The following is a 685-nucleotide window of genomic DNA, read 5'->3' on the forward strand; positions in this document are numbered from 1 at the left end:
CGAGATCTACACAGCCAACTTCGTCGGCAGCGTCAGATGTGTATCAGAGTCAGCCTTACACCTGGCCTGCCAGGCACTGTGGGACGGCAGCATTTCGTTAGGCGTCGTTGCCGGTGTCAACCACCTGCTCGACCCCGATCAATATATACTCCTGTCGAAGTTTGGCGGCCTGTCTGTAAAAGGCCGCTGCAGTACTTTCGATGCCGACGCCGATGGCTTTGTGCGCGGCGAAGGCGGTGGTGTGCTGCTCGTCAAGACACTCGCCCGGGCCGAGCGCGACGGCGACCGCATCTATGCCGTCATTCGCGGCACGGCAATGAATAACAATGGCTATAATGAAACCCTGCCCGCCACCAGCGTGGCCGGCCAGCGACAGCTGTTAACAGAGGCGTACGCGCACAGCGGCCTTTTGCCCAACATGATCCACTACGTGGAAGCGCACGGCACCGGCACCCGCCGCGGCGATCCTACCGAGGCACAGGCACTCGGCGAATTCTTCCGCCCAGGCCGCACGCGGCCACTCCACATCGGCTCGGTAAAAACCAACATCGGCCACCTCGAAGGCGCCGCAGGCATGGCCGGACTCATCAAGGTGATCCTCGCCATGCAGCATCGTCAACTGCCGCCAAGCCTGCACTTCCGCCGGCCGAATCCCAACATACCGTTCGATACCCTTAAACTACAC

General features: G+C 61.2%; 1 protein-coding gene. It reads left to right on the top strand.

What is annotated here, in order from left to right; genetic code table 11:
* Nucleotides 1–685 (top strand): beta-ketoacyl [acyl carrier protein] synthase domain-containing protein (locus tag KK062_RS31290; protein WP_254088053.1); only part of this gene is annotated, 685 nt, incomplete at both ends.

This window comes from Dawidia cretensis (assembly GCF_018598175.1).
Lineage (GTDB): Bacteria > Bacteroidota > Bacteroidia > Cytophagales > Cyclobacteriaceae > Ohtaekwangia > Ohtaekwangia cretensis.